The organism is Chryseolinea soli (assembly GCF_003589925.1).
Classification (GTDB): Bacteria; Bacteroidota; Bacteroidia; order Cytophagales; family Cyclobacteriaceae; genus Chryseolinea; species Chryseolinea soli.
Map to the genome: position 1 here is coordinate 4,159,298 of NZ_CP032382.1, position 19,228 is coordinate 4,178,525.

A 19,228-nucleotide genomic window follows, 5' to 3' on the forward strand; every position below is an offset into this window, starting at 1 on the left:
CGTATGCCGGTTAAATGGTTCTTCCTGTATTGATCACATTGATGCCGTCGAAGCGCGACGTGGAGCTGCCGTGCGATACGGCGCTGACTTGCGAGGGTTGGCCTTTGCCATCGAAAAACGATCCGAACAAACGGTAATCTTTTTCGTCGCAGATCTTCGTGCAGCTGTTCCAGAACTCTTGTGTATTGGATTGATAGGCCACATCGTTGAGCATGCCCACGATGGCGCCGTTCTTGATCTCGTAAAATACGGTACCTCCGAATTGAAAATTATACCGCTGCTGGTCGATCGAGTAGGAGCCACGTCCTGCGATGTAGATGCCTTTCTCCACATCTTTGATCATCTCGTTGATCGAATACGGGTCTTTGCCCGGTGCCAGCGAGATGTTGGCCATGCGTTGGAACTGAACATCGCTCCAGCTTTGCGCATAGCAGCAACCGTGCGATTCGTTTTGTCCCAGGATGTGCACCTGGTCGCGGATCGCCTGGTAATTCACTAAGATACCATCCTTGATCAGATCCCAACGCTTGCATTGTACGCCTTCGTCGTCATAGCCCACGGCGCCGAGGGAACCGGGTTGCACCTTGTCGGCAAAGATGTTGACGAGCTTGCTGCCGTAGTTGAATTTGCCGGTCTTCCACTTGTCGAGGGTGGCAAAGCTGGTGCCGGCGTAGTTGGCTTCGTAGCCCAGCACGCGATCCAGTTCCAACGGGTGGCCTACGGATTCGTGGATGGTGAGACCAAGGTGATTGGGTTCCAAGACCACACTGTATTTTCCAGGCTCTACCGATTTTGCGGTCAGCATTTCCTTGGCTTGCTTGGCGGCCAGGGTGGCGTCTTCGATCATGTCGTAGCTGTTCCGGTACAACATGACGTCGGCGGGTCCGTGAAGTTTATCGATCGCTTTCGGGATCATGTATTCATACCCCATACCCATCGGTGCGCTCAGGGCCTGGCGGATCTTGAACGTGCCGGAACCTTTGTCGACGGCTGTCACAGAGAATGTAGGCCAGATGCGATGAATGTCCTGATCGATGTAGGAGCCTTCCGTGGAGGCGAAATATTTTTGTTCGTTCACCTGGAAAAGGTTTGAACTCACAAAGCTGGCGCCGTTCTGTTGGGCGGCGGCGTTGGTCTTGAGCAACAGATCTGCTTTTTCGGAAACCGGAACCTCGAAAGAATTTTTCTCGATCGGGGTTTTCCACGTCACTTCGCCATAGGATTTTACCGGGGCCAGTTTTACGGGTTCCTTTTGAAATTTTGAATTTGCTTTCGCGATCGCTACCGCTTGTTGGGTGGCTTTTTTGATGCCATCGGGTGTGACGGTGTTGGTAGAAGCGAAACCCCATGTGCCGTTCACGATCACGCGGATGCCCGCGCCGAACGACTCGGTGTTCACGATGTTCTGTACTTTGTTTTCGCGCGTAGAGATAAATTGATTGAGGTAACGCCCGATCCGGATGTCAGCATAGGAGGCGCTCAGGGATTTGGCGGTGTTCAAAGCAACATCGGCGAGTTGCTTTTTTTGTGCCGTATCCAGGGGAACGTCCAGCAATGCTTCCACGGGAATGGGGTTGCCCATCAAGGGCACTGTCATCAGCATCCCGCCAATGCCAAGCCCTGCCATTTGAACGAATTCTCTTCTTTTCAAGGGTAATGGGTTTAGGTTAATGAGTTTATTCCTATGAGTTATTCATTGTAAAATAATCAAAGAAACAAAAAAGGATACCTAAAAAGGTATCCTCTGTCAATAGATTATATGAGTGGTTATTCGCGGCTCGTGCTTGCTTACTCGGAAAGTGTACTGAAATCGAATGAAGTTTCCAGGAACTTCGTTGTGAACTTGCCGGAGCGGAACGTGGGGTTGTCCATCAGTTTGATGTGGAAGGGTATCGTTGTCTTGATGCCTTCGATGACAAACTCCTGCAACGCGCGCTTCATGCGGGTGATCACTTCTTCGCGCGACTGTCCGGTGATGATCAGCTTGGCGATCATCGAGTCGTAGTTCGGGGGAATGGTGTAGCCGGCATACACGTGGCTGTCGATGCGAACACCGTGGCCGCCGGGCATGTGCAGGTTGGTGATCTTGCCGGGTGAAGGACGGAAGCCGTTCGCGGGATCTTCGGCGTTGATGCGGCATTCCATGGCAAACATTTTGGGGAAGTAGTTGGTGCCCGAGATCGGAACACCGGCCGCTACTTTGATCTGTTCTTTGATGAGGTCGTAGTCCGTCACTTCTTCTGTGATGGGGTGCTCTACCTGGATCCGCGTGTTCATTTCCATGAAGTAGAACTTGCCGTGTTTGTCCACGAGGAACTCGATGGTGCCGGCGCCTTCATAATTGATGGCTTTCGCACCTTTCACGGCCGCTTCTCCCATGCGCTCGCGCAATTCCTGGCTTAGGATGGGCGAGGGGGTTTCTTCTACCAGTTTCTGGTGGCGGCGCTGGATGGAGCAATCGCGCTCGGAAAGGTGACACACTTTTCCATATTGATCGCCCACGATCTGGATCTCGATGTGACGGGGCTCTTCTACAAATTTCTCGAGGTAAAGGCCGTCGTTGCCAAAGGCGGCACCGGCTTCACGCTTGGCATCATCCCAAGCCTTCTTGAATTCCGACTCGTTGTTGATGATGCGCATGCCTTTTCCACCGCCACCTGCGGTCGCTTTCACGATCACGGGATAGCCGATCTCTTTCGCGAGTTCGATACCCTGTTCGATAGAGTCCAGCAATCCCTCGGATCCGGGAATAGTGGGCACGCCCGCTTTCTTCATGGTGTCTTTCGCGGTCGACTTGTCGCCCATCGCTTCGATCATGGCAGGTGTGGGGCCGATGAATTTTATTCCGTACTCATGACAGATGGCCGAGAACTCGGCCCGCTCCGACAGGAAGCCGTAGCCGGGGTGAATGGCGTCGGCGTTGGTGATCTCGGCGGCTGAAATGATGCGGGGTATGTTGAGGTAGGACTCCTTGCTCGGCGCAGCGCCGATGCACACGGCTTCATCGGCAAAGCGCACATGAAGACTTTCGCGATCGGCGGTAGAATATACCGCCACGGTCTTGATGTCCATTTCGCGACAGGTGCGGATGATCCGCAGGGCGATCTCGCCCCGGTTTGCTATTAATATTTTCTTGAACACAGTGGTCTGGGGTTAACGTCTCATCAATGACATGCTCCGCTACAAATTGTTCGGCTGAAATGTCCACCCGTTTGCTTTGGGAAGGATCACGCGTCAGCGTAAACAAAAAGACTTCGGAATATGGTAATTAATTAATCCGGTTCTACTACGAAGAGGACCTGGTCGTATTCCACGGGCGACGAGTTTTCGATCATCGCTTTCACGATGGTTCCTGAAACTTCTGATTCGATCTCGTTGAACAACTTCATGGCTTCGATGATACACACGGTTTGTCCTTTGGAGATTTTGTCGCCAACGGAAACAAATGCAGGCGTGTCGGGTGTCGAGGAGCGGTAGAATGTTCCGATCATGGGCGACTTGATCTCTACGGTCTTCTTGCCCGTTGCTGCGGGTGCAGCTTCCACACGGGGTGCTGCGGCTTGTGCTACCGGCGCTGCGGCTTGCGCTACTGGCGCCACTGCGGCTTGTGTCATCACGGGGGTTGACTTGAATACCTTTTGATCGGGCTCGCGCTTCACGTGAAGCTTCAGCTCTTTGGTTTCAATGTTTACTTCGTTCAATCCCGACTTGGAAATGAAGTCGATGAGGTCTCTTATTTCTGTCGTTTTCATTGCGGGTTGGTTAGCGGATCCTGATTCGTTCGCGGCCTTTGAAGGAGCGGGCGCCTTTTTGGCTGCGGGTTTTACTGCGCGTGCTTTGCTCATGGTGTAGTTTATTCTTTTACGCGTTCAACATAATCTCCAGTGGAGGTTTGGACTTTGATCTTGTCGCCGGTGTTTACAAACAGGGGCACTCGAATCTCGACGCCGTTCTCGAGCGTGGCAGCCTTCAATGTACGGGTAGCCGTATCGCCTTGCATACCGGGTTCGGTGTATTGCACTTCCATCACGACATGGGTGGGGGCTTCCGCGGTGATGGCGCTCTCGCCGTTTTCAAAGGCGATGAGCAAAGTAACACCTTCTTTGATAAAATTCACAGAGTTGCCCAGCAATCGCTTGTCGATGTATACCTGGTCGAAGGTAATATTGTCCATGCACACCAGGCTGTCGCCGTCGGCGTAGAGGTATTGGTATTCTTTTGTTTCGACACGCAAGATCTCAACTTCTTCTCCGGGGCGGAAACGGTTTTCTGCTACTTTACCGTTGCGTACGTTGCGCATTTTTATTTGATAGAAGGCGCGCAGGTTGCCGGGCGTGCGGTGCTGGAGTTCTTCCACCTGCATCACTTCGCCGTTGTAGCGGATGTAATTTCCTTTGCTTAAATCAGAGACGGTTGCCATAAAAAAATCAAACTTTAAGTTACAAATGAATTGATGAATTGCAAGAGTTTGCGCCAACCTGCCCGAGGGCTACCGGCCTGAAACCCTTTGGTCTGTTAACTGTTATAGGCCCATTTCACATAGACCGCACCCCAGGTGAAGCCTCCGCCAAAGGCGGCCAGGATGAGGTTGTCGCCTTTCTTTAATTGCTTCTCATAGTCCCACAACAGCAGCGGAATGGTGCCGGCCGTCGTGTTGCCATAGCGTTCTATGTTCATCATCACTTTGTCTTCGGTGATGCCCACGCGGTTGGCCGTGGCGTCGATGATGCGCTTATTGGCTTGGTGGGGCACCAGCCACTGCAGGTTTTCGCCGTTCAGGTTATTGCGCTCGGCGATCTGTGCCGATACATCGGCCATGTTGGTCACAGCAAATTTAAATACCGCCGATCCTTCCTGGTAAACAAAATGCTCGCGGTTGTTCACCGATTCGTGGGTGGCGGGTTTGCGGCTGCCGCCGGCCTTCATGTGCAGGTAGGCTTCGCCGTTGCCATCGCTTTTCAGGATGGAATCCATTACCCCCAGGTCCTCCGTGGTGGGCTCCAAAAGTACGCAGCCGGCGCCGTCGCCAAAGATAATGCAGGTCGTACGGTCGGTATAGTCCATGATCGCCGACATTTTGTCGCCGCCGATCACGATCACTTTCTTATACATGCCCGACTGGATGTAGCTGGCACCCGTGCTCAATCCGTAGAGAAAACCCGAGCACGCTGCGCTCATGTCGAAGCTGAAGGCGTTGGTGGCGCCGATGGCCGTGGCCACGATGTTGGCCGTAGCGGGGAAGGTCATGTCGGCCGTTACGGTAGCAAAAATGAGCAAGTCTATTTCTTTGGGGTCCGTCTTGGTCTTGGCCAGCATGTCCTCCACGGCTTTGATGCCCAGCACCGATACGCCCTGGTTTTCACCTTTCAGAATTCTTCTCTCTTTGATGCCGGTACGGGAGGTGATCCATTCATCGCTGGTATCGACCATGGTCTCCAGTTCCTGGTTGGTGAGAATGTAGTCAGGAACATAACCTCCGACACCTGTAATAGCCGCTCTGATCTTGGTCATAGTTTTTGTTAACTTTTGTTCAACTCCTGGTAGAGTTGCATTTTATATAAAAGAAAATGCCCGGCGTTTTAAACACCGAGCATGAAACATAATTCTCCTAGGGGAAACACGGATAATCCGGCTTGTCCTCGATCACTAAAATTTGAATACTGCTTTCAGTGAACTGAAATTTCGCGAGGTGCAGCGGGCTCATGCAATGTTATGCCAGAACTTCTTTTTCCATAACCACCTTACCGTTATAGTAAAGCTTGCCTTCGAGCCAGAAAGCTCTGTGGGGCAGGTGGTGTTCGCCTGTAGTAGGGCACACGGCCAATTGCTTCGCAGTAGCCTTATAGTGTGTTCTTCTTTTATCTCTACGGGTTTTCGAGAGTTTTCGCTTGGGATTCGGCATAGTCTAATACATTTATTATTGTAAATTCTTCAAAATATTCCAACGAGGATCTATATCATCGTCATCTTTGTCGTTGCTCTTGCCATCTTCCGGGTCGCCACCGGACGAATACACAATCTTTCCTTCCGAGTCGTCATCGTCGGCTTCGTCCTGAAATTTAGGATGAAGCTTTTTCAGCGGAACGGCCAGGCTGATGAACTCGTACATCAATTGTCCCAGTTCCAGGGTGGCCGTGTCCCGGTGGATGATCATGATCTCATCCGTAATTTCTTCGTCGGCGTCCCCGTACTTGAACATGACCTTGTGCACGTTCTCGATCGGATAATCAAAGGGTTCCAGGCTGCGGTCGCAGACCAGTTTGGCAATTCCTTTGATCTTGAACTCGGCTTCGAGGAAGGTTTCGTGTTTAAACAATAAGACGTCAGCATGGAAAGTGCCCTCCGAAAGAAGGTCCGACCCATATTTCCTGAAAAACGCGTCACCAATTTCAAATTCGAAATGGTGTTCTTTGTTACTCAGGCCGACGATATTGATCCCGTATGCCCCCAACTCTAAACCCTACCGGGCGTTAAAAATTAGTCGGCAAATTTATGATAATTATATTAGAAAGTAAAAAAACGGTGAAAAATGGGGCCTAGATGTACTCCAGAATGGCAGCATCACGGAACTCTTTATGGGACTTTTTCCCATAATTTTCGATAAAATAGTCGATTACGCCCTTTTTGAAGCCCAATTTGATGGCGATGTTCTTGCAGAAAATAATCTCGCTCTCGAACACATTCTGGTCCACGAAAACGAGTTCGATGCTCGACATGAGGTAGTCGAACTTCTGATCCATGGAAAGCGCCCCCAGCGAGTCGATGGGCTCCGGGTTCCGGATGAGGTCGTGAACCTCCTCTTCGGGGAACTTGCGCTCCCGGGCTATTTTAAAGATCATTTCCCGCTCAATCTTGGCGAAGTGTTTATCGGCCTCGGCCAGTTGAATAAGTATGTTCAATTGCTTTTTTGTGACAATATCCATTTCAACTAATACTTGAAGACCAAATATAATTAATAAAAAAAAATAAGGCGTTCTGTCCGGTCAAACGGGGAAAGACCGCTCCAAATAAGCTTATTTTTCTGTGGACGGTTCGTTCCGGCTTTTAAAAATGTCCGCAGCGCGATAAACGGCTTCGCGCATGGAACTCTCGTTGGCCTGGTTCTTCCCGGCCAGGTTGTAGGCCGTTCCGTGGTCGGGCGAGGTGCGCACGATGGGCAGTCCGGCGGTGAAATTGACACCCTCTTCGAAGGCCAACGTCTTGAAGGGCAGCAGGCCCTGGTCGTGGTACATGGCCAGCACGGCGTCGTATTTCATGTGGCTGCCGGTGGCAAAGAAGCCGTCGGAAGCAAAGGGGCCATAGACCAGTTTGCCCTTATTCTTCTGGTCGCTCACCACCGGTTTGATGAGTTGTTCGTCTTCCTGGCCGATCAGGCCGCCGTCGCCGGCATGTGGGTTGAGGCCCAACACGGCGATGCGGGGTTTGTTGATGCCGAAATCGTTGCGCAGGGAGTGGTCCATCACCTTCAGCTTGGCTTCGATCCTCTCCTTGGTCACGGCCGTGGCGATCTCCCGCACGGGGATGTGCTCGGTGACGAGTCCTACGCGCAGCGTGTCGCTCACCATGAACATGAGGCTCTCGCCGCCGAAGAACTGTGTCAGGTATTCGGTATGTCCCTTGAAAGGAAAATCGTCGCTGTGGATGGAGTGCTTGTCGATGGGCGCCGTCACCAGCGCGTCGATGAGCCCTTCCTTCAGTTCTTCACAAGCCTGTTTCAACGCGATAAAGGCAGCTTTGCCGCTTTCTTTGGAAGCTTTGCCCGGATTGATCTCCAGGTTGTCTTCCCAGCAGTTCACGACATTGATGCTCTTGGGAGCATACTGTCCTTTGTTGCGCACCTGCGTATAGTTGAACTCCTCGATGTTGAGTTGTTTTTTATAGAACGAGATGACCTTGGCCGAGCCGTAGATGACGGGCGTGATCATGGCGAGCAGCCGGTTGTCGGCGAGTGCTTTGATGACGACTTCAGGGCCTACGCCGTTCAGGTCTCCAAGGGTGATACCGATTCGTGGTTTCTGTGGTTGCATCGTTTAGGTTGCGTTCAATTCTTTTGCGATTTAGTGAAAATATCTATTTGTTCCTTGTAGTATTGCGCCGGATGTATCGACGAGAACCCATGAACAAGGTACGACCTAAAAAGTCGTTGGGGCAACATTTCTTGCACGACCAGCAAATTGCCCGGCGCATTGTGGATGCGTTGGACGTGAAAGGACCCGATGCTGCCGTGCTGGAGATCGGCCCGGGCATGGGTGTGCTCACGCAATATCTGTTGCAGCGCCCCGAACTGGACCTGAAGGTAATCGAGATCGACCGCGACTCGGTGGCCTATCTTCATAAGCACTACCCCCAGGTCTTGAAAGGCCGGATCATTGAAGGCGACTTTCTGGATATCGATATCGACACGCTGTTCAGCGGACCCTTCGCCATCGTCGGCAATTTTCCCTACAACATTTCTTCGCAGATCTTCTTCCGCGCCCTGGAGCAACGGCACCGTGTCACGCAGGTGGTGTGTATGTTGCAGAAGGAAGTGGCCGAACGCATCGCCGAGCCTCCGGGGAGTAAAACCTATGGCATCCTCAGCGTGTTGTTGCAAGCGTATTTTGATATTGAATATTTGTTCAAGGTGCCGCCCGGAGTTTTTACACCGCCGCCCAAGGTGATGTCGGCTGTGATCCGCTTGAAACGCAATGGCGTGGAGCGATTGGCCTGTAACGAGACGCTGTTTGTGCAGGTGGTGAAGCAGGCGTTCAATACCCGCCGCAAGACCTTGCGCAACGCTTTAAAAAATCTAACTTTGGCAGCCGAAATTTCAGCCTTGCCGATCATGGAGAAACGTGCTGAACAATTGTCGGTCAATGATTTTATAGAACTCACATCTTTAATCGAGCGCAGTCGTGGAGCAACAACCCCTGGTTGAATTTGAGTTGACCGTAGAATTCCGGGCCCGTTTCCAGGAAGCCCTGGACGAGCACGATGCTGATTTCATCCGGAAGACGCTGCAGGATGTGAAGCCCGCCGACATCACGACGCTGTTATACGAATTCACCTCCGAAGAGTCGAAATATGTGATGGACCTGCTCGACATCGAGACCCAGGCCGAGATCATCAGCGACCTGGACCGCGACACGCGCAAGCGTTTTTTAAAAGTCTATCCTCCCTCCGAGATCGTCAACTTCCTCAACCAACTGGCCTCCGACGACACGGCCGATATCCTCAACGAGCTCCCCATCAAAGAGCGCGAGCAGGTGCTGAGCGGCCTGGAGCCGGAACTGAAAATGCAGGTAACGGAACTGCTCCGCTATGAAGAACACGTAGCGGGCGGGTTGATGGCCAAGGAATTGATCAAAGCGCGCTACAACTGGACGGTGGTGGAATGCGTGAACGAGATCCGCAAGCAAGCCGAAAATGTAAATAAATTTTATGCCGTCTACGTGGTGGACGAGCAGGACGTGTTGTTGGGCCGCGTGGCGTTGCAAGACCTGATCGTGTCGGACGCAAAGACCTTGGTGGCCGACATCTACGAGCACGATGTGGTTTCGGCCGAGACTTATTTGCCGGATACGGAAGTGGCCGAGATGATGAAGAAGTACGATTTGGAATCCATTCCCGTCGTGAACGTGCAAGGCCAGCTTGTGGGAAGGATCACCATCGACGACGTGGTGGATGTGATCACCGAACAAGCCGAAGAAGGACGCCAGATCATGGCCGGTATTACGGAGAACATCGAAGAAGACGACAGCGTGTGGCGTAATACCCGTGCGCGCCTGCCGTGGTTGCTCATCGGTATTTTTGGAGGCTTGATGAACGCCAAGTTCATGGGCCTGTTCGAAGCAGAGCTGGTGCGCATCACCGCCATCGCTTTTTTTACGCCCCTCATCCAGGCCACGGGCGGCAATGTGGGCATACAATCTTCGTCGCTCATCGTGCAGTCGCTGGCCAATCCCGATTTTGTGGATGAAGGCTTGTGGAAACGTCTGGTCAAAGTATTTTTTGTGGCCATCCTCAACGGCGTGTTTCTTTCGCTGCTGGTGTTCGGTGCCAACGTATTGCTGTTTGGAGAATACAGATTATCGCTGGTGGTTTCGCTGGCGTTGTTCAGCGTGGTGTTGTTTGCCTCTTTTATCGGCACCATCACCCCGTTGATCTTGAATAAATTCGGATTCAATCCCGCCCTCGCTGCCGGACCCTTTATTACCACCACCAACGACCTGCTGGGATTGACGATCTACTTTTTTACGGTTCACGTAATGCTTTGAAGCATATGCCCCTCTGCCTTGTTATCGATCCCATGCACGAAAGCCTCTTCGCCATGATGACGGCGATTGGCTGGCAAGTGGACTACAAACCCACCATCACGCGCGACGAGATCAAATCCATTCATCAAGGATACGATGGTCTTATCGTGCGCAGCAAGACCACCATCGACCGCGACCTGTTTGGGCCTTCGCCCACGATCCGGTTGATCGGCAGGGCCGGGGCGGGGTTGGACAACATCGATCTGGGATACATGCAGGAGAAGGGCATTCACGTGTTGCATGCGTCGGAAGGCAACCGCGATGCGGTGGGGGAGTATGCCGTGGGCGCATTGTTGAGCCTGCTGCGCAACATACCACGGGCCAATCATCAAGTGCGCCAGCAGGTGTGGGACCGCGAGGGCAACCGGGGTGAAGAGATCATGGGAAAGACCGTGGGGATCGTGGGCTATGGCAACATGGGCCAGTCGTTTGCGCGGCGGCTCTCGGGTTTCGGATGTAAGGTTTTGGCCTATGACAAATATAAAACCGGCTTCAGCGACGCTTTTGCCCGCGAGGCATCGATGGAAACCTTGTGGTCAGAAACCGACATCCTGAGCCTGCACATTCCCCTGACGACGGAGACCCGGATGATGGTAGACACCCCTTACCTGGCGCGTTTTAAAAAGCCGATTGTTTTTGTGAACACGGCCCGGGGCGAAATTGTGTCGTTGTCCGACCTGGCCGCAGCCCTGGGGAAGGGCTTGGTGCGTGGGGTGGTGCTGGACGTGCTGGAGAACGAAAAACTCGCAACACTCACCCTAAACCAGCGCCAGGCCTTCGATTTCCTGGCCGGGCGGGCGGATGTAATATTGACCCCCCACATTGCGGGCTGGACATTTGAATCACATGTAAAAATAAATGTAGCTTTGGTAGAGAAAATCAAGGCGCTACAGTTGGAGAAAAAAGTTTAGCGTTACTAGATTAAAATCGTTAATTTCCATTTCGTAATTCTACTCGCCGAATGAGTTTTGTACAGAAGCGGTTGAAGAAGCTGAACGAACTTTTCAATAGCATCATTGAAAAGCCGCTCCTTACTTCCACGCTGGTCTTGGTAACCGTCACCATCATTGTGCTGGGCCTCAGCATGCAGTATTACATTAACGAGTTCGACACCTTCATTCAGCAGGTGTTGGCCGAGGCCCATGGCATGATCTTCGACATTGCCGTGATCGGTATTCTCATTTTCTGGCTCAACCAAAACGGCGAGATCCGCCAACGCATCCGCACCTATAAAGACGAGATCGACGACTTTCGCTTGTGGGAGTCGGAAGAAGCCGCCTTTCGTACGGTGGGGAATATCAAACGTCTGAACCGCCACAAGATCCACGAGATCAATTTGGTGAATTGCTACCTGTCGAGGACCAACCTGAACTATGCCAACCTCGCGGGATCGAACATGAACTCGGCGAATATTTCGCAGTCGTCGCTCATTGAATCGAACCTGGAGAATGCGCGGCTCAACCAAACGAATTTCGAGAACTCCAACCTAAACCAAGCCAATTTGAAGGGTGCCTACGCCAGTGGAGCCAACTTCAAGGATGCTTTTTTGATCAAGGCCCATTTCGAGAACGCCTTCCTCATCAAAGCCAATTTCAACAATGCCTTTTTGATGGAGTCCGACCTGCAGAATTGTTACTTGATGGGTGCTGACTTTGAAAATGCCAGCCTCTACAAAGCCGACCTGCGCGGGGCCAAGGGATTGACCGTGGAGCAGCTCGCTAAAGTGAAAACCCTCTACCTGGCCAAGTTCGACGAAGAGATCCTGGAGCAGATCAAAACCGCACTGCCGGCCTTGGTGGGCGTTTGATTTTGCATTTCCGAATAAAAAAGTATTACATTTGTGCATTAGCAACGGTCTCAGGGATGAGACCGTTGTTTCTTTTTTTGACCTCTGTCGAAACCTGGCGGAGTCGTCCACTATACACCTCACGCGAAAACATGTTTAGTTATGAGTAAGAAAATATCATACTATACGAAGGAAGGATTGGAAAAACTGAAAGGTGAATTGACACACCTCAAGTCGAAGGGTCGTGCCGACATTGCCCACCAGATCGCGGAAGCCCGCGACAAAGGCGACCTCAGTGAAAATGCAGAGTACGATGCTGCCAAAGATGCACAAGGTCACCTCGAAGCCAAGATCGCCCAACTGGAAGACCTCGTATCCAACGCGCGCCTGCTCGATGAAACCAATATCGATACCTCGAAAGTATCTATCCTGTCGAAAGTCACTATCAAGAATAAGAAGAACGGCGCTTCGGTTACCTACACCCTGGTGTCGGAAGAAGAAGCTGACCTGAAGGCCGGCAAGATCTCCACTATGTCGCCCATCGGCAAAGGATTGTTGGGAAAGAAAAAAGGCGAGACGGCCACCATCAAAACACCGGCCGGCGAAATGGAATTTGAAGTGGTAAAGATCACCGCCTAATCAACACGGAGAGAAAAACGCATGGCCTCTATCTTCACGAAGATCATCAACCGCGAAATCCCGGCCTACATCCTGGCCGAGGACGAGCGCTACATCGCCTTCCTCGACATCAACCCGCTGGTGTTGGGCCACGCCCTCGTCGTTCCCAAAAAAGAAGTTGACTTCATCTTTGACCTGGACGACGATACGCTCGGAGGAATAACGGTGTTTGCAAAGAAAGTTGCGCACGCCATCAAAAAAGCCGTGCCCTGCCGTCGCGTAGGCGTAGCGGTAGTCGGCTTGGAAGTGCCACATGTGCACGTTCATCTTATTCCGATGACCACCATGAACGATATCAACTTCACGCGACCCAAGCTCACCCCATCTTCTGCCGAGTTAACACAAGTGGCAGACGCCATCCTGAAAGCCATAAAGTAATCTAACTCCGGGGCGAGCGGGAGTAACCATCAGACTTGTCCTTCTCCTTTTTTTTATTGCGCAGAAAGTTTGGCGTCACGCAATGGCGACATTCTGCGGGGTGAAACGAAAAGAGGTCGCCTTTTTGGTGCGACCTCTCTTTGTATTTGATTTAGGATGATGGGAGCTTATTCAAGCGCCTTCACACCGGGCAACACTTTTCCTTCGAAATACTCCAGCAGGGCTCCGCCGCCGGTAGACACGTAGCTCACTTGATCGTTAAAGCCAAACTGTGCAACGGCAGCAGCGGAGTCACCACCACCGATGAGAGAGAAAGCTCCTTTTTTGGTGGCATCCACCACGGCTTCCGCCACGGCTTTGGTGCCGCCGGCAAATTTTTCCATTTCAAAAACACCCATTGGTCCATTCCACAGGATCGTCTTGGATTCGCCAATGGCTTTGGAGAAGACGGCGATGGATTGGGGACCAATGTCCAGCCCCATCCAACCATCCTGGATGGCGTGGTTGTTGGCGATGGCGGTGTTGGCATCGGCGGCAAATTTATCGGCCACGATCGAGTCGATGGGCAACAAGAGGTCTACACCTTTTGCCTTTGCTTTTTGGATGAGTTCTTTGGCCAATTCAAGTTTGTCTTCTTCTACCAATGAGTTACCGATGTGGCCTCCCAAGGCCTTGAAGAAGGTGTAGGCCATACCGCCCCCGATGATGAGGTTGTTCACTTTATCGAGGAGGTTTTCGATGATGAGCAGTTTGTCGCTGATCTTGGCGCCGCCCATGATGGCGGTGAAAGGTTTCGCGGCTTTTTCCATCACCTTCTTGGCGTTGTCGAGTTCGGCAGCCATGACGTAGCCGGCGCATTTCTCTTTGAAGAACTGGGCCACAATGGTGGTGGACGCGTGGGCGCGGTGCGCGGTTCCGAAGGCGTCGTTCACATAGATGTCGCCGTGTTTGGAAAGTTTTTCGGCAAAGGCCACGTCGCCTTTTTCTTCTTGTTTATAGAAGCGAAGGTTTTCCAACAGCAACACTTCGCCGGGTTGCAACGCGGCGGAGAGTTTATAGGCTTCGTCGCCAATGCAGTCGCCGGCAAATTTTACGGGGCGTCCCAGCAGTTGTTCCGTTTTTGAGATCGCGTGTTTGAGTGAGTATTTATCTTCGGGTCCTTCCTTGGGACGGCCCAGGTGGGACATGAGGATGCAGCTACCGCCGTCCTTGAGGATCTTGTTCAGGGTTGGGATGGTGGCACGGATCCGGTTGTCGTCTGTGACGTTGAAGCTTTTGTCCAAGGGAACATTAAAGTCAACGCGGATCAGGGCGCGCTTGCCTTTAAAATTAATGTCGTTGATGGTTTTCATAAAATGAGGTCTGGCTGTTTGTAGATCGGGGACGAATTTAGGAAACTCGCCAGAACTCCTCGCAAGCGCTGGGCTTATTTTTCAGCAAACGATTTAAACGAAGGAAAAAGCCGTTTATGCCGGGCAAGGCTATTTTTTAGAGGAAGGCCAGTCGCACGATCGACGAGAACAGGGCGATGGCATGGACCATCGCTGCCAGCGTGGAAGTCCGGTCTCCTTTCATGGCCTTGTTCAGGGTGTAGAACATCAGGATAGCACTCAGCAAAAAGGCCGCCCGAAAGATCATGAAACCCAGCCAACCATCGTGTTCGGAGCCGCCGTGTCTAAAGAGATAGGCAAGCGTAGAGCCTACCGCCAGATAGTAAAGAAGGGGAATGACCGGTTTATTTGAATTTCGCTTTTTCATATGCACTGTTCTTCTGTCCATCGAGGAGAAATCACGATCAAATCATTCTAAATGGCGTCGGTCTTTTTTGAATAGTAAGGTATCAGGAGAGGTCAAATGAAATGCTCCATAGGGTCAAACACAAAACGTTTGGATTTGTTACGCCGAACGTGAGTTTGTGAATCAGGGAACAAATATAGAGCGACCTACTGCAACGTATTTGCAGTGATCAATTTCTTTGATAAAGAATACAAAAGGGGAGAACTATCGCGCGCGTTTCTCTAACGCTTCCCTTATTTTTTTCAGGTGGTCGGGATCATCGCCTTGCAATTTCAGCACCACCACGTGGTTCTCGTCGGTCACGATATGCATGGGGAAGTAATGCACACTGTAGCCGTCATGGTTATAGGGCGTGACAACCTTGTATAAAAATATTTGCGCGGCCACCGAGGTCTGCAGCGATTCTTTTGATGTATAAAAAACAGGAGCAATGAATACGGTGTTTCCATCGGAAGCTTTCACGAGATCGTTCAGTTGTGGGATCTCATCGATGCAGGATTTACATCCCCCCAGCCAGAAGTTCAACACAATGCGCTTGCCTTTCAACTGGTCAAGCGTGATGGAATCGCCTTTCAGATCGATGAACTTAAACGGGGGCAGTGGCTTCCCCAAGGTGAAGCGAACGCGCTTTCGAAAACCCGGATCGATGAGCGAAGCAAAGGAAGTGTCGAACAAGGGGATGAGTTCCTGGATGATCTCGAAATGCGTGGATTGATGCAAAGGCTGGGTGAACAACCAACGTTCACCATCTTCGGAGATGCCGGCGATGAAACGATATTGATCCTGATAGTTGGCCAGCAAGAGAATCTGTTGGGAGGTGTCGAATGTTTTAAAGGCCACGCGTTCAAGGTTCATGATCTCGGCGCCACCCGGTACGTTTTCCTTCAGGTTGGCGATGAATTTTTCTTTTTGCGTTTCCTTGTTGCCATACTCACCGGGAGCGATGAAGCCGGTGTATTTTACAAAGTTCCGGTTGTTGAAGTAAGCCGCCATTCGTTGGACCTGGATCATGGCCTGCTCTTCGGGATTTTCCTGGGCTGCAACCGGCGCGGTCATCAACCAAAATCCAAGACAAAGCGTGAAGAAAGCTTTTATGCGGAGGTTCTTTTTCGCAACGAAGAAATACAATGCGCTCATGTTCATTATACGCGTCGCCAGAGCCAATCGTTCATTTGTTTTTCGGTGACATTTCCACCACAAAGAATAGTGGCCACGGTGCTGCCCTGGAAACGATCTTTGTTCTCGATCAGGGCGGCGATGCCGAGTGCGCCCGAGGGCTCCACCACAACACCGGTGTGGAGATGGATGAGTTGCATGGCGTTTAGTATCGAGGTCTCTTCTACCAACAGGGCATCGTCCACCAATCCTTCCATGTCTTCCAAGGCCTGTTGCACGGGTATGCGTACGGCCACACCGTCGGCAATGGTTTGGACGCGCTCGTGTGTGATCACTTTCTTTTGTTGCCACGACTCCACCATGGCCGGTGCGCCCTGGGCTTGCACGGCAATGATCTTTGTCTGCGGGTTGCGCGCCTTGAAGACCCGGGCGATACCGTTGATCATGGCGCCGTTTCCCAAGGCAATTAAAAGGGTGTCTATCGGTTCGTTAAATTTTAGGAGTTCAAGTCCAATCGTGGCGGCACCCTCCAGGGTTTCGATGTCGAGGCTATCTTCCACGAAGCGTCCGCCGGATTGGGATGCAGCGCGTTTGGCTTCCAGTTTGGCCGCATCAAAGTCTTCGCCGCGCAGGATCACCTCGGCGCCGAAGTGTCGCATCTTCTCGATCTTCAATGGATTGGCGTGGACGCTGGCGTAGACCGTCAGTTTCATGTTTCGCTTGCGGCAAGCATACGCCATCGCCTGCCCGAAGTTGCCCGCGCTGGCGCAGAGCAGTGGGGTGTGGAGATCGGCCTCCGAAACCAGCAAGCCGGCGCCGCGACCCTTGAAGGAACGGATGGGATTCAGCGTCTCCACCTTCAATATGACGCGTGCGCCCAGTGCCTGACTCAAGGCGTCGTCGGCATATTGTGGTGTTTGAAGAAAGACGCTGTCTATTTTTTCGGCGGCTTTCTCGATGCGTTCCAGTGAAAGGCGGTGATGCGTTTTTATCATACTCGATAGCAGTGTCAATCCCCAAAGCTGATGTTCAATCCTTTGGCGGCTTTGACGAGGTATGAATCCGTTTTTACAAAATTATAATCCTTGGTAGCTTCTTCCAGGGTCACGGAGGTGATGTTGTTGTTCTGGTAGGCCACCATGCGGCCGAATTTTTTCTCCAGCACCAACTCAAAAGCTTTCACGCCAAACAAGGTGGCCAACACGCGATCGAAGGCTACGGGGCTTCCGCCACGCTGCACATGACCCAGCACGGTCTCGCGGATCTCGGCCGTGCATCCGGCATCTTTCAATTGTTTGGAAAGTTGATAAGCCACACCGCCCAGGCGAACATGCTCCGAGCCTTTGTCGCCTTTTGTGGAGTGGATGGTTCCCGCTTTTGGACAAGCGCCTTCCGCGATAACGATGTTCACAAAGCCGCGTCCTTTTTTGTAGCGAAGGGCAATGCGTTTCACCAGCTTATTGACATCGTAAGGAATTTCGGGGATCAGACAAACTTCGGCGCCACCGGCAATGGCGGTGTGCAGGGCGATCCACCCGGCGTCGCGGCCCATCACTTCCATGATCATGACGCGGTGATGGCTTTCGGCGGTCGTCACGAGTTTGTCGAAACTGTCGGTGGCAATTTGTACGGCGGTTTGAAAACCGAACGTCATGTCCGTGGCCGAAAGGTCGTTGTCGATGGTCTTGGGTACGCCAATGACGGGAATGCCTTTGTCGAAAAGCACTTTCGAAATTTTTTGAGAGCCGTCGCCACCGATGTTGATCACGGCGTCGAAGTGAAGGGCTTTCAACTTGGCCACAAGCTCGTCGGAGCGGTCCACAAATTTGGTGGTGCCGTCGGGCTGCACCATGGGAAAATTGATGGGATTCGATTTGTTGGTGGTCTTCAGGATCGTGCCGCCGCGTACGTGAATGCCGCCGGTGAGCTTGGAGGTGAGGCGGACAATTTCCTGGGGTTCGTTGAACACGCCGTTGAACCCTTCGATGCAGCCGTAGGTCTCCCAGCCTCTTTCCCTGCGGGCACGTTTTGCAATTCCACGGATGACGGCGTTGAGCCCGGGGCAGTCACCACCCCCGGTGAGAATAAGGATCTTTTTAGACATGGCAGTACGGTTGTAGCAGTCAATATTAAAAAAATTAGTTGACAGTTGACAACCGGGGTCTCAGGGGGTGTCGGTAGCGGCGGCGCGGCGGATACGGTCGTTGATGGCGCGGCCCAGGCCCTGGTCGGGTACGGGTTCGGAAAGAATGATGTCGATGGGCATCTTGTCGAATTCGCGCAGCGCGGTAAATAAATTTTGCGCGGCCTCCTCCAGTGTGCCCGACGGCGACAACACGTATTGATAAGGGAAATGATAATTTTTTTGAAACGTGAGCAAACCGCAGGTTTGGGTTGGATAGCGGCGCAGCAACTCTTCGATCTTCCCGATCACCACTTTGTGGCCCGGCGCATAATGGCTTTTTAACTGACCGGGTGTTTTGGGATTTGATGACGAATAGGCCTGCAAAATAATTTTGCCCACCACACCTTCGATCGCTTCCACACTCAGCCCACCCATGCGATAGACGACCGGAACATTTTTTTCAAACCCCACGATCGTCGATTCAATGCCCACACCGCAGGGGCCGCCGTCGAGGATGTAAGGGATCTTCTGTCCCAATTGGTCGTTCACGTGCGCGGGGCGTGTCGGGCTCACATAGCCAAAGGGGTTGGCACTGGGAGCGGCCAGGGGAAAGGCCAATGCGGAGAGCAGCTCGCGGGTGAATGGATGATCGGGACAGCGAAGGCCAACAGTGTCCAGCCCGGAGGTTACGAGGTCGGGGATGATGTCCTTTTTTTTCAGCAGCAGTGTGAGCGGGCCGGGCCAGAAATGTTTGGCGAGCAACGCGGCACCTTCCGGAATTTCTGCGGCATATTTTTGCACGTGGTCAAAGTTGGGAACGTGCACGATCAATGGGTCGAATTCGGGACGCTCTTTTACTTTGAAGATCTTTGTTACCGCTTCCGCTTGCAGCGCATTGCCGGCAAGACCATATACGGTTTCGGTGGGAATGGCAACCAGTTCTCCGTTTTCCAGGAGGGCCTTCGCTTTTAAAATGTCGGTCCCTATTTCTGCCATTCTGTTTAAAGCTTGCCGGATATTTATTCGGGGATGTCACCCTTTTTATACTCCGGA

The 19,228-nt window shown here is 52.2% G+C and carries 21 protein-coding genes; 6 read left to right on the forward strand and 15 right to left on the reverse strand.

Annotated features, from left to right (window positions below):
• Positions 1-10: 10 nt before the first annotated feature.
• The 9 genes from D4L85_RS17800 to pdxA all read right to left on the reverse strand — a co-directional run bounded on the left by D4L85_RS17800 (position 11) and on the right by pdxA (position 8,027).
• Positions 11-1,651, reverse strand: coding sequence for a TldD/PmbA family protein (locus D4L85_RS17800; RefSeq protein ID WP_119755566.1), 1,641 nt, complete (start codon positions 1,649-1,651; stop codon positions 11-13).
• Between the two features lie 137 nt (positions 1,652-1,788).
• A complete protein-coding gene (accC, locus tag D4L85_RS17805) occupies positions 1,789-3,141 on the reverse strand; it encodes an acetyl-CoA carboxylase biotin carboxylase subunit (RefSeq protein WP_119755567.1) in 1,353 nt (450 codons plus the stop codon).
• Between the two features lie 131 nt (positions 3,142-3,272).
• Positions 3,273-3,752 (reverse strand): acetyl-CoA carboxylase biotin carboxyl carrier protein, encoded by a 480-nt coding sequence (accB, locus tag D4L85_RS17810; RefSeq protein WP_119758840.1) that lies wholly within the window; start codon positions 3,750-3,752, stop codon positions 3,273-3,275.
• 101 nt (positions 3,753-3,853) lie between these two features.
• On the reverse strand, positions 3,854-4,420 hold the full coding sequence (gene efp / locus D4L85_RS17815; protein ID WP_119755568.1) for an elongation factor P: 567 nt from the start codon (positions 4,418-4,420) through the stop codon (positions 3,854-3,856).
• Between the two features lie 95 nt (positions 4,421-4,515).
• The gene (locus D4L85_RS17820; protein WP_119755569.1) at positions 4,516-5,511 is read right to left on the reverse strand and encodes a beta-ketoacyl-ACP synthase III; all 996 of its coding nucleotides are present in this window, start codon (positions 5,509-5,511) and stop codon (positions 4,516-4,518) included.
• 199 nt (positions 5,512-5,710) lie between these two features.
• Positions 5,711-5,902, reverse strand: a complete 192-nt coding sequence (gene rpmF, locus D4L85_RS17825) for a 50S ribosomal protein L32 (RefSeq protein ID WP_119755570.1) — start codon at positions 5,900-5,902, stop codon at positions 5,711-5,713.
• Between the two features lie 15 nt (positions 5,903-5,917).
• Entirely contained in the window at positions 5,918-6,316 is a 399-nt protein-coding gene (locus D4L85_RS17830) for a YceD family protein (RefSeq protein WP_228450522.1), read from the reverse strand.
• Between the two features lie 220 nt (positions 6,317-6,536).
• Positions 6,537-6,923 carry a hypothetical protein gene (locus tag D4L85_RS17835; RefSeq protein ID WP_073138545.1) on the reverse strand — a complete coding sequence of 129 codons (387 nt, stop codon included), beginning with the start codon at positions 6,921-6,923 and terminating at the stop codon, positions 6,537-6,539.
• 90 nt (positions 6,924-7,013) lie between these two features.
• Positions 7,014-8,027: a 4-hydroxythreonine-4-phosphate dehydrogenase PdxA gene (gene pdxA, locus D4L85_RS17840; protein WP_119755572.1), complete on the reverse strand. Its 1,014-nt coding sequence runs from the start codon at positions 8,025-8,027 to the stop codon at positions 7,014-7,016.
• Positions 8,028-8,116: 89 nt separating this feature from the next.
• Here pdxA and rsmA point away from each other — a divergent pair, with 89 nt between their 5' ends.
• From rsmA to D4L85_RS17870, 6 genes are all read left to right on the forward strand, one after another.
• A complete protein-coding gene (rsmA, locus tag D4L85_RS17845) occupies positions 8,117-8,917 on the forward strand; it encodes a 16S rRNA (adenine(1518)-N(6)/adenine(1519)-N(6))-dimethyltransferase RsmA (protein WP_119755573.1) in 801 nt (266 codons plus the stop codon).
• Positions 8,895-10,256, forward strand: coding sequence for a magnesium transporter (mgtE, locus tag D4L85_RS17850; RefSeq protein WP_119755574.1), 1,362 nt, complete (start codon positions 8,895-8,897; stop codon positions 10,254-10,256). The genes rsmA and mgtE overlap by 23 nt, the downstream gene beginning before the upstream one ends.
• Before the next feature lie 5 nt (positions 10,257-10,261).
• Complete coding sequence (locus tag D4L85_RS17855; RefSeq protein WP_119755575.1) at positions 10,262-11,206, forward strand: NAD(P)-dependent oxidoreductase; 945 nt, start codon at positions 10,262-10,264, stop codon at positions 11,204-11,206.
• Between the two features lie 50 nt (positions 11,207-11,256).
• Positions 11,257-12,102 (forward strand): pentapeptide repeat-containing protein, encoded by an 846-nt coding sequence (locus D4L85_RS17860; protein ID WP_119755576.1) that lies wholly within the window; start codon positions 11,257-11,259, stop codon positions 12,100-12,102.
• Between the two features lie 141 nt (positions 12,103-12,243).
• On the forward strand, positions 12,244-12,720 hold the full coding sequence (greA, locus tag D4L85_RS17865; protein WP_073138560.1) for a transcription elongation factor GreA: 477 nt from the start codon (positions 12,244-12,246) through the stop codon (positions 12,718-12,720).
• Positions 12,721-12,741: 21 nt separating this feature from the next.
• Positions 12,742-13,137, forward strand: a complete 396-nt coding sequence (locus tag D4L85_RS17870; protein WP_119755577.1) for an HIT family protein — start codon at positions 12,742-12,744, stop codon at positions 13,135-13,137.
• Positions 13,138-13,304: 167 nt separating this feature from the next.
• On the opposite strand, the gene D4L85_RS17875 is transcribed toward D4L85_RS17870, so the two are convergent.
• The 6 genes from D4L85_RS17875 to D4L85_RS17900 form a co-directional block, all read right to left on the reverse strand.
• Complete coding sequence (locus D4L85_RS17875) at positions 13,305-14,489, reverse strand: phosphoglycerate kinase (RefSeq protein WP_119755578.1); 1,185 nt, start codon at positions 14,487-14,489, stop codon at positions 13,305-13,307.
• 136 nt (positions 14,490-14,625) lie between these two features.
• Positions 14,626-14,895: a hypothetical protein gene (locus tag D4L85_RS17880; protein ID WP_119755579.1), complete on the reverse strand. Its 270-nt coding sequence runs from the start codon at positions 14,893-14,895 to the stop codon at positions 14,626-14,628.
• Between the two features lie 243 nt (positions 14,896-15,138).
• Positions 15,139-16,071: a TlpA family protein disulfide reductase gene (locus D4L85_RS17885; RefSeq protein WP_160143804.1), complete on the reverse strand. Its 933-nt coding sequence runs from the start codon at positions 16,069-16,071 to the stop codon at positions 15,139-15,141.
• A 5-nt stretch (positions 16,072-16,076) separates the two neighbouring features.
• The gene (locus D4L85_RS17890; protein WP_119755581.1) at positions 16,077-17,045 is read right to left on the reverse strand and encodes a threonine ammonia-lyase; all 969 of its coding nucleotides are present in this window, start codon (positions 17,043-17,045) and stop codon (positions 16,077-16,079) included.
• A 14-nt stretch (positions 17,046-17,059) separates the two neighbouring features.
• On the reverse strand, positions 17,060-18,154 hold the full coding sequence (locus D4L85_RS17895) for a 6-phosphofructokinase (protein WP_119755582.1): 1,095 nt from the start codon (positions 18,152-18,154) through the stop codon (positions 17,060-17,062).
• A 60-nt stretch (positions 18,155-18,214) separates the two neighbouring features.
• Entirely contained in the window at positions 18,215-19,171 is a 957-nt protein-coding gene (locus tag D4L85_RS17900) for an L-threonylcarbamoyladenylate synthase (RefSeq protein ID WP_119755583.1), read from the reverse strand.
• Between the last annotated feature and the right edge of the window lie 57 nt (positions 19,172-19,228).

Bases quoted from the DNA above. Each gene is read 5' to 3' on its own strand.
- D4L85_RS17875 (WP_119755578.1), bottom strand. From the start codon at position 14,489: ATGAAAACCATCAACGACATTAATTTTAAAGGCAAGCGCGCCCTGATC.
- rsmA (WP_119755573.1), top strand. From the start codon at position 8,117: ATGAACAAGGTACGACCTAAAAAGTCGTTGGGGCAACATTTCTTGCAC.
- D4L85_RS17895 (WP_119755582.1), bottom strand. From the start codon at position 18,154: ATGTCTAAAAAGATCCTTATTCTCACCGGGGGTGGTGACTGCCCCGGG.
- pdxA (WP_119755572.1), bottom strand. From the start codon at position 8,027: ATGCAACCACAGAAACCACGAATCGGTATCACCCTTGGAGACCTGAAC.
- D4L85_RS17880 (WP_119755579.1), bottom strand. From the start codon at position 14,895: ATGAAAAAGCGAAATTCAAATAAACCGGTCATTCCCCTTCTTTACTAT.
- D4L85_RS17835 (WP_073138545.1), bottom strand. From the start codon at position 6,923: ATGGATATTGTCACAAAAAAGCAATTGAACATACTTATTCAACTGGCC.
- D4L85_RS17820 (WP_119755569.1), bottom strand. From the start codon at position 5,511: ATGACCAAGATCAGAGCGGCTATTACAGGTGTCGGAGGTTATGTTCCT.
- D4L85_RS17885 (WP_160143804.1), bottom strand. From the start codon at position 16,071: ATGAGCGCATTGTATTTCTTCGTTGCGAAAAAGAACCTCCGCATAAAA.
- rpmF (WP_119755570.1), bottom strand. From the start codon at position 5,902: ATGCCGAATCCCAAGCGAAAACTCTCGAAAACCCGTAGAGATAAAAGA.
- efp (WP_119755568.1), bottom strand. From the start codon at position 4,420: ATGGCAACCGTCTCTGATTTAAGCAAAGGAAATTACATCCGCTACAAC.
- D4L85_RS17900 (WP_119755583.1), bottom strand. From the start codon at position 19,171: ATGGCAGAAATAGGGACCGACATTTTAAAAGCGAAGGCCCTCCTGGAA.
- D4L85_RS17855 (WP_119755575.1), top strand. From the start codon at position 10,262: ATGCCCCTCTGCCTTGTTATCGATCCCATGCACGAAAGCCTCTTCGCC.
- D4L85_RS17860 (WP_119755576.1), top strand. From the start codon at position 11,257: ATGAGTTTTGTACAGAAGCGGTTGAAGAAGCTGAACGAACTTTTCAAT.
- D4L85_RS17890 (WP_119755581.1), bottom strand. From the start codon at position 17,045: ATGATAAAAACGCATCACCGCCTTTCACTGGAACGCATCGAGAAAGCC.
- D4L85_RS17870 (WP_119755577.1), top strand. From the start codon at position 12,742: ATGGCCTCTATCTTCACGAAGATCATCAACCGCGAAATCCCGGCCTAC.
- greA (WP_073138560.1), top strand. From the start codon at position 12,244: ATGAGTAAGAAAATATCATACTATACGAAGGAAGGATTGGAAAAACTG.
- accB (WP_119758840.1), bottom strand. From the start codon at position 3,752: ATGAAAACGACAGAAATAAGAGACCTCATCGACTTCATTTCCAAGTCG.